This window comes from uncultured Methylobacterium sp. (genome assembly GCF_964251405.1).
Taxonomy (GTDB): Bacteria; Pseudomonadota; Alphaproteobacteria; order Rhizobiales; family Beijerinckiaceae; genus Methylobacterium.
Genome location: NZ_CAXUJR010000089.1, coordinates 1 through 8,719, shown reverse-complemented (window position 1 = coordinate 8,719; position 8,719 = coordinate 1). Strand labels below are relative to the sequence as shown.

4 protein-coding genes are annotated in these 8,719 nt (G+C 70.2%); 3 read left to right on the top strand and 1 reads right to left on the bottom strand.

Annotated elements, in window-relative coordinates; all coding sequences use genetic code 11:
- The first annotated feature begins 63 nt into the window (after positions 1–63).
- Both addB and addA read left to right on the top strand, forming a co-directional pair.
- The gene (gene addB / locus ACFE7U_RS14595) at positions 64–3,180 is read left to right on the top strand and encodes a double-strand break repair protein AddB (RefSeq protein WP_375410446.1); all 3,117 of its coding nucleotides are present in this window, start codon (positions 64–66) and stop codon (positions 3,178–3,180) included.
- A 4-nt stretch (positions 3,181–3,184) separates the two neighbouring features.
- Positions 3,185–6,628, top strand: coding sequence for a double-strand break repair helicase AddA (addA, locus tag ACFE7U_RS14590; RefSeq protein WP_375410445.1), 3,444 nt, complete (start codon positions 3,185–3,187; stop codon positions 6,626–6,628).
- Positions 6,629–6,743: 115 nt separating this feature from the next.
- Here the strand turns inward: addA and ACFE7U_RS14585 are convergent, their stop codons facing one another.
- Entirely contained in the window at positions 6,744–7,970 is a 1,227-nt protein-coding gene (locus tag ACFE7U_RS14585) for a PQQ-dependent sugar dehydrogenase (RefSeq protein ID WP_375410450.1), read from the bottom strand.
- Positions 7,971–8,246: 276 nt separating this feature from the next.
- On the opposite strand from ACFE7U_RS14585, the gene trxA reads away from it, so the two are divergent.
- On the top strand, positions 8,247–8,567 hold the full coding sequence (gene trxA / locus ACFE7U_RS14580) for a thioredoxin (RefSeq protein WP_375410444.1): 321 nt from the start codon (positions 8,247–8,249) through the stop codon (positions 8,565–8,567).
- Positions 8,568–8,719: the final 152 nt, after the last annotated feature.

The following is an 8,719-nucleotide window of genomic DNA, read 5'->3' as shown; positions in this document are numbered from 1 at the left end:
TCCTCAACTTCACGCAAGAGCGGGAAAGCCGTTTGCGCTGACATTCGGAATGATCGCAACAGCGTGTCCGCCTCTCGCGTCTTCACGATCCCCCCTGGTGCCCCCTTCCTGCCGACGCTGGCCGACGCCCTCGTCTCAGGCCGACTCGTGGGCGATCTCGGCACGGACCCGCTCGCGCTGGCCTCCGTGACCCTCTACCTGCCGACCCGCCGGTCGGTCCGCGCACTCTCCGCCTGCCTCGCCGAACGCCTCGGCGGAGCCGCCATGCTGCCGCGTATGATCCCGCTTGGCGAAGCGGACGAAGCTGAGCTCGATCTCGCCGCCAGCCCGCTCCTGGGCACCGGCCCGGACCTTCTCAGCCCGCCAATGCCGCCCTTGGAGCGGCGGCTGATTCTGGCCCGGCTCGTCCAGTCCTGGGCCGAGACCGTGGACCGCACGCTCCTGCCCATGGACGACGAGGTGCCGTTCCTGGTGCCATCCTCTCCTGCCGATGCGGTGGCGCTTGCCGCCGACCTGGAGCGGCTGATGGATGCCCTGACGGTCGAGGGCTTGCCCTGGGAGGAGATCGCCGGTGCCGTGGAGGCGGAATACTCCCGCTATTTCGGCCTCACCCTCGATTTCGTCCGCATCGCCGCCGAGAACTGGCCCAAGATCCTGCAGGCCCGCTCACTCAGCGACCCCGTCGTTCGCTCGCGCATGATGGTGCTGGCGGAAGCCGAGCGCCTGGCGCGCGAGACGCCCGCCGATCCGGTCGTCATGGTGGGCTCCACCGGCTCGGTGCCGGCCACGGCCCGCCTCATCGCCGCGGTGGCGGCACTGCCCCGCGGCGCCGTAGTCCTGCCGGGGCTCGACCAGGATCTCGACGCCGAGGGCTGGGCCGCGATCGAGGACGGGGAGGGGCCGCAGCGCGAGATCGCACATGGCCATCCCCAGGCGATTCTGCACCGTCTTCTCGGCCCACGCTGCCTCGGCCTCGACCGCAGCGCCGTCACGGCGATCGGCGAACCCTCGGCCGAGGCGAGGGCCAGGAGCGCCTTGCTGTCGCAGGCCCTGCGGCCGGCCGAGACGACCGACGCCTGGGCGCAGCTCGACCCCGCGGCCCGCCGGGATCTGTCAGTGATGGGCATGGCGGGGCTCGCGATTGTCGAGGCCACCGACGAGAGGCAGGAGGCCCTGGTCGCCGCCATCGCCCTGCGAGAGGCCCTGCAGGTCCCGGGCAGGAAAGCGGCCCTCGTCACCCCCGACAGGGGTCTGGCCATCCGGGTGGGGGCCGAGCTCGGCCGCTGGGGGATCGTCGCGGAGGATTCCGCGGGCGAAGCCCTGTCGCGCAGCCAGGCCGGGCGCTTCGCTCGCCTCGTGGCCGAACTCGCCACCGATCTGCGGCCCGCCAAGCTCATCGCGCTCCTCGCGCATCCCTTCGTTCGCCTCGGTCTGCCGCGAGCGGATGTGGTGAGAGCGTCCGCCGCCCTGGAGATCGGCGCCCTGCGCGGACCCGCGCCGGCACCGGGCTTCGAGGGCCTCATGCTGGCCGTGGAGGACCAGCGCCATGCCACCGGAAGGCGGCCGCGTCCCAAGAGTCGCCTGACCGACCTCGACTGGGAGCTTGCCGGCGACCTGATCGCGCGGTTGCGCGATGCCTTCGCCGGCTTCCCCGGACCGGAGGACGGCGAACGAGGAAACCTCGTGGAGATGGCCGGCCGCCACCGCGCGGTCTGCGACCGGCTGCTGGCCGGTCCGGAGACCGAGACCTCGGAGGACGGCTCCCTCGACGTCCTCGACGCCCTGTTCGACGACCTCGAACTCTCCGAGCCGGGCCTGATGCCCGGAGCCTTCGGCGAATACCCGGCCTTCTTCGCCGCGCTGGCCGCCGAGCGGATGGTCGCCTGCGGCGGGCCGGCGCCGCATCCGCGCCTGCGCATCCTCGGCCTTCTCGAATCGCGCCTGATCGACGTCGACCGGATCGTCTTGTGCGGCCTCGACGAGGGCGTCTGGCCAATCCGGACGGTGACGGATTCCTTCCTCAACCGGCCCATGCGTGAGCGGGTCGGGCTCAATCCGCCCGAGCGCCGGATCGGACAGAGCGCCCATGATTTCGTCCATGCCCTTGGGTCCCGCGACGCAGTGGTCACCCGGGCCGGCAAGCGTGAAGGCTCGCCGATGGTACCCTCGCGCTTTCTCCAGCGCCTGCGGGCGTTCGTGGGCGATGCGTCCTGGGAGGCGGCATTGGCGAGTGGGCGGCGCTACACCGCCTTTGCCGGAATCCTCGACCAGGGTGCGGGTTCGGCTCCGTCGAGGCCGACGCAGCCCAAGCCTCGGCCGGATCCGGCCCTGTTCCCACGATCGCTCAGCGTCACCGAGATCGAGACGCTGGTGCGCGACCCCTACGTCATCTTCGCCCGCCACGTCCTCGGATTGGAGCCCCTCGAGCCGGTGGCGGGGACGCCGGGTGCTGCCGAGCGCGGCACGCTCATCCATGCCATCCTCGGACAGTTCGCGCAGGATCATCCCGAGGCGATGCCGAAGGGCGCGGCCGAGCGTCTCCACAGTCTTGCGGCCAACGCCTTCGGCACCATCTCCGACACATATCCGGAACTCTACGCCGAATGGTGGCCGCGCTACGAGCGCATGGCGGGTCGGTTCCTCGACTGGGAAGCGGCGCGGCGGCCCGGCCTCCTGCGCATCCACGCCGAAATCTCCGGCGCCTGGCGCATTCCCCTCGGAGGCGAGACCGTGACCCTGCGCGCCCGCGCCGACCGGATCGAAATCGGCCGTGACGGCTCCGCCTGTATCGTCGACTTCAAGACCGGTGCGCCGCCGAGCAATAAGGAGGTCTTCGCCGGATTCTCGCCGCAGCTCACCCTCGAGGCAGCGATGTTGAAGGCGGGCGCCTTCTCCGGTGTGCGCGCGCCGACCGGCGCGACGGACCTCCTCTACGTTCACGCATCGGGCGGGCGCAAACCGTTCGATGCCCTGCCCGTGAAACCCCCGCGCGGTGATGCGCGGGCGGTCGATGACATCGTGGAGGAGCATGTCGCCAGACTGCGCGGCCTGCTCGCTCGTTTCCTCACCGGCGAGGCGGCCTACATCTCAAGGCCCTATCCGAAATATGCCAAGTCTTACGGCGACTACGACCACCTCGCCCGGGTCCTCGAATGGTCGCTCGCCGGCGAGGAGGGTTGAGACCGTGATCCGGGAAGCCTTCGTCGTCGATTCCCTGACCCGGGAGAGCCAGCGCCGCGCGGCTGATCCCCGCGCTTCGGCCTGGGTCTCGGCCAATGCCGGAGCCGGCAAGACCAAGGTCCTCACCGATCGGGTCCTGCGCCTGCTCCTCGACGGCTCGCCGCCGGGGCGCATCCTGTGCCTCACCTTCACCAAGGCGGCGGCCGCCAACATGTCGATCCGGGTGTTCCAGCGCCTCGGACGCTGGGTCACTCTCGACGAGGCTGCCCTCGCCGACGAACTCGACGATTTGATGGGCCAGCCGCCCCGGCGCGAGACCGTGCGTCTGGCCCGGCGCCTGTTCGCCCGCTCGGTGGAGACGCCCGGCGGTCTCAAGATCGAGACGCTGCACGCCCTCTGCGAGCGGCTGCTCCACCTGTTTCCGTTCGAGGCCAACGTGCCCGCTCGCTTCGTCGTCCTCGACGACGACCAGTCGCGAGAGGCCTTCGCCATCGAGACCGACAACGTGCTCGCCGACGCCATCGGGCCGGACCATCCGGCGCTCGGCGATGCCCTCGGCGTCGTCGGGCCCGAGGCCTCGGGCGACACCCTGCGCAAGGTGTTCCGGGAGGCGATCCGCGCCCGCAGGGTGCTCGGCGACCCGCGCGGCCTCGAACCCCAGTTCGCGGCTCTTTCGACCGGCCTCGGCCTCGCGGCCGGCGAGACGGCAGAGACCATCGAGGCGCGCATGCTCGACGGCGGGCTCGACGACTGGTCCGGGCTCGCCGAGGCCTTCCGCACAGGCAAGAGCACCGACGAGAAGATTGCCGATACCCTGATCGCCGCAGAGGCCGCCCGCGGTACGCCGGACGCCCTCGATCTCTACCGGTCGGTGTTCTTCACCAAGGAGGGAACGCCCAAGGCCGCCGCGAGCCTCGGCACCAAGGCCGTCCCGGAGGCCGCGAAGGAGCGGCTCCTGGCCGAGCGCGACCGGCTCGCGCTCCTCGGCGACGCATTGCGTGCGGCGCGCGCGATCGAGCGCACCGTCGCCCTGTTCACGCTGGCCGCCGAGATCCACCGCCGGGTCGAGGCTCAGAAGGCGAGGCTCGGCGCCCTCGATTTCGACGATCTCATCCACAAGACCCTCGACCTGCTCTCGCGGGTGGGCTCCGCCTGGGTGCTGTACAAGCTCGACCGCGGCGTCGACCACGTCCTGATCGACGAGGCGCAGGACACCAACCCGCAGCAATGGGAGATCCTCCGCCTCATCACCGCCGAGTTCGCGGTGGGGGAGGGCGCTCGCGGCCTGCCCCGGACGCGCTTCGCCGTCGGCGATCCCAAGCAGTCGATCTACAGCTTCCAGGGCGCCGAGCCGCGAGCCTTCGAGGTCGTGCGGCGGGAATGGCGGATCGCGGCGGAGCGGGCCGAGCTGCGGTTCGAGGATGTCCGCCTGCAGCTCTCGTTCCGCTCGACCCTCTGCATCCTGGGTGCAGTGGATGCGACCTTCGCGGTCCCTGATCATTACCAAGGCCTCGCCTTCGACGGCTCCGACACCGGGACGATCCACACCACGGCGCGCCAGGGTGCGCCCGGCACCGTCGAGCTCTGGGGCATCGCCGAGCCCGTCGACGAGGTCGAGCCCGACGCCTGGGCCGCTCCCGTCGACGCGCCCGAGACCAACTCTCCCGCCATCGTCACCGCCCGCCGCGTCGCCCAGGCGGTGAGGGGCTGGACCCATTCGGGAGACGAGACGGGCCGGGTCTGGCGGCCGGGCGAGATCCTGATCCTGGTGCGCAAGCGCTCGGCCGCCTTCGAGGAGGTGATCAGGGCCATGAAGGCGCTGGGCGTGCCAGTGGCCGGCCAGGACCGCCTCGACATCGCCGCCCACATCGCCGTCAACGACCTCGTCGCGGTGGGACGGGCCGGGCTCCTGCCCGCCGACGACCTCACCCTGGCGAGCGCCCTGAAGACGCCCCTGGTCGGCCTCGACGACGACGACCTCGTCCGGATCGCCGCCCGCCGCGAACCGTCGGAGACCCTGGAAGACGCCCTTCTCCGGCATGCCGGGGCGGGCGATCCCGCCGCGATCCGCGGGCACGCGGCGCTACGACGCTGGATCGGGCTCGCGGCGGCGGAAGGCCCGTTCGGGTTCTATGCGGCGGTCCTCGGCCCGCAGGGCGGGCGCAGGGCCCTGGTGTCACGCCTCGGCGGCGAGGCCGGCGATGCCATCGACGTGTTCCTCACCGCGGCCGCACAGGCCGAGCAGGGCGTCGACGCGCCATCGCTCGGCGGCTTCCTGACGCGATACATCGCGAGGCCGGGGCGAGGGGAGAGCGGCCACACGGTCAAGCGCGACCTCGAATCGGGTCGCGACGAGGTCCGGGTGATGACCGTCCACGGCGCCAAGGGCCTGGAAGCGCCCCTCGTCGTCGTCATCGACGGCTGCGAGCCGCTCGGACGCAACGACCCGCCGCTGCTGCCGATGTCGGGCCTGCCGCCAGTCTGGTCGAGCAAGAACCAGGATTGCGAGATCCTGAGTGTGGCGCGCGTCGCGCTGCAGGGGCTCGCCCGCGAGGAACACAACCGCCTCCTCTACGTCGCGATGACGCGGGCCGCCGACCGCCTCGTCATCGCGCCCTATCGCGGCCGCGAGGAGGCCGCTCCGGCCGCTTGGTGCGAGATGATCCGCGTCGGGCTCGAACGGACGCTCGGCCCGGGCGTCGCCCGTGAGGCCAGCTATGGCCCGGTGACCGTCTGGCGACAGGGCGATGCCGCCGTTTCGACGAGATCCGAATCGGCTACCAAGGCGCAGCCGCGGGCAGCACCAGCCTGGCTCGAAACGCCCGTCGCCGCGGAGGCCGCGCCCGCACCGCCCGTCAGCCCATCGGGCACGCTCGGTGCCGCCGACGGGCAGCGTGAGACGGGTCGCCGGCAGCCCGATGCGGAGTCGCGTCGGCGCGGCATCCTCGTCCATGCCTTGCTGGAGCACCTGCCGCGCCTCGATCCGGCCAAGCGTCCGGAGGCCGCCTCGGCCTTCGTGCGAGCCCGAGCCCCGGCCCTCGATCGGTTCAAGCAGGACGCCATCGTCTCGGCGGTGCTGCGCCTCATCGACGAGCCGGACCTCGTCCCCCTCTTCGCCCGCGATGCGCGGGCGGAGGTGACGCTGACAGGGCGGGTGAATGTGGGTGGAGGGCCGCGGCCGGTCTTCGGCCGGGTGGACCGATTGGCGGTGACCGACGACGCCGTCCTGCTCGCGGATTTCAAGACCGGCCGTCCACCCGCCGACGGGGCGGACTTGCCTTCCGCGGAAGCGGGCCAGATCTCGCTCTACGCGGCCCTGCTTCGACAAATCTATCCCGGCCGCCGTATCCTGCCGATGCTGGTCTGGACGTCAGGCCCGACGATCCGTCGCCTCGACGAGGCGACGGTTGACGCGACGCTGGACGCCCTGGGGCAGCGGGATGACTGACCTGGGATCCGAACGGAGGATCGAACCGGACATGAGATCCGGTCAGATCCTCCAGGCTCCTGTTGTTGCATCAGCGTTTCACGGAAAGTGGATTCCGCTCTCCGGGGCCGATGCCCTACGTCCCCGAACCCGGCGTCAGCTTCAGGATCTTGCCGTCCGGTCCGTCGGTCATGGCATAGACCGCACCGTCCTGGCCGACCTTCACGTCACGGATGCGGGCGTCGAGCGGGATGCGCTCCTCCGACACCACCGCATCCCCATCGAGCTTGACCACCACGAGGCCCGTGGTGACGAGGCCACCGAGCAGGAAGCTGTTGGTCCAGGCGGGGAACAGCGTCCCCTCATAGAATGTCAGGCTCGAGGGGCCGATGACCGGGTCCCAGTAATAGACCGGCTGAACGGTGCCGGGCGCCTGGGTCTTGCCTGCACCGATCTTGCTGCCGTCGTACTCAATCCCGTAGCTCGCCTCGGGCCAGCCATAGTTCAATCCGGCCCGGGGCCGGTTGAGCTCGTCACCGCCGCGTGGGCCGTGCTCGGCCACCCACATCCGGCCGTCCGCGTCCAGCGCGATGCCCTGGACGTTGCGATGCCCGTAGGACCAGATCTCGGGCTTGGACTTGTCGCTGCCGGCGAAGGGGTTGTCCTTCGGAACGCCGCCATCAGCCTCGATCCGGAAGACCTTGCCGAGCCCGCTCGACAGATCCTGTGCCTGCACGCGCGTCACCTTGTCCGAGCGTTCGCCGACGCCGATGAACAGCTTGCCGTCGGGCGCGAAGACGAGGCGCGAGCCGTAATGCTTGTCGCCCTCGTAGCTCGGGGTCTGGCGGAAGATGACCTTGAATTCGTCGAGCCTCGCCGCGCCGCCATCCTCGACGAGCTTGGCCCTCGCTACGGTCGTGCCGTTGCCCTTCTCGCGCGGTTCGGAATAGCTCAGATAGACCATCCGGTCGGATGCGAAGCCGGGGCTGAGGGCAATGTCGAGGAGGCCGCCCTGACCGCGTGCATCGACCTTCGGCACCCCGCCGAGCGGCTTGCCGAGCGTACCGTCCTTCGCGACGAGCCGCAGCGTTCCCGCTTTCTCCGTGACGATCATCCGGCCGTCAGGCAGGAACTCAAAGGCCCAGCCGCTAGCCAAGCCCTGGACAGCGGTCGATGTCGTGACCTTCGTTGCCGTGGCGGGTTTGGGCGCGCGAGTCTGACCGGGCAGCATCGGCGCGTAGCTGGTGTTGGGTTTCTCGGTCTCCGCAGGCGTACCGCCTGCGGCCACTGAACTTTGTGCATGCGCTCCGGCGACGGAGCCTAGGATGGTCGCTGTGGCGATCAGGATCTGAGTGCGATGCAACACGTCGGCTTGTCCTCCATGCGGCCGGTTCGGCCGGCGTCGTTCGTCGACCTTCGCCCCTGGATGGAGACTTGGAAGGCGTAGCGTTGCTGGGAGATGGGGCGGGAAGGGCTTCTCTGCGAGCCCTGGCGTGTCGATGCCTCGCTTCTGCACATGTCGAGAAGGCCGCACGAGAGGGCGATGCCTTGACCCCGTGGGATCGCATCGCCAAGTTCGATCGAGGCGCGGCGGCCGTCGGATCGACGGCTTACCGTGAACCGCGAAAGGGATTGAGTGATGGCGACGGTAACGGTGACCGACGCGAGTTTCGAGCAGGACGTGCTTCAGTCCGCCGAGCCCGTGGTCGTGGATTTCTGGGCTGAGTGGTGCGGCCCGTGCCGTCAGATCGGCCCTGCCCTCGAGGAGATTTCATCCGATCTTCAGGGACGGGTGAAGATCGCTAAGGTCAACGTCGACGAGAACCCCGGCATTGCCGCGCAGTACGGCATCCGGTCGATCCCGACGCTCCTGATCTTCAAGGACGGTCAGCTCGCCAGCCAGAAGGTCGGCGCTGCGCCCAAGGGCGACCTCTCCCGCTGGATCCAGGCCAGCGCCTGATCCCCACGTCCTTGATCCCCCGACACGGGATCGGATAGGGAAACCCGGCCTTCGTGCCGGGTTTCTTGTGGGCCGAAACGAGACCTCCGCCCATGAAAAAGCCCGGCCTTTCGGCCGGGCTTTGTCGTTGATCCCTGGACCCCGTCCGCCTT